At 74.2% G+C, this 236-nt stretch carries 1 pseudogene; it reads right to left on the bottom strand.

What is annotated here, in order from left to right:
* Nucleotides 1–236 (bottom strand): annotated as a pseudogene (locus ACYQ0J_RS13550) (hypothetical protein); the annotation flags it as partial.

Below are 236 nucleotides of genomic sequence, written 5' to 3'. Positions count from 1 at the left end.
TGGGGCGCTTGAGCTTGAGGGCCACATGGGCCTCCGTGAGCCTCCCCTCCTCGTCCGTGCGGGGCCAGAGGGTGAAGACCCCCTCCCCCTGGTGCTCCTCCGGCTGGCTCAGGGCGTACCCGGCCACCTCCACCCGGCACCCCTCGGGAAGGCGGGGGCTAGAGAAGCCCTCCTCCCCCAGGCTCCCCTCCAGGAAGAGGGTGGCCTGGTGGGCCGGGTGGCGGGCCCCGGGCTTC

It is taken from the genome of Thermus sp. FJN-A, assembly GCF_054655095.1.
The sequence above is the reverse complement of the archived record's forward strand: the minus strand, read 5'-3'. Positions and strand labels throughout refer to the sequence as shown.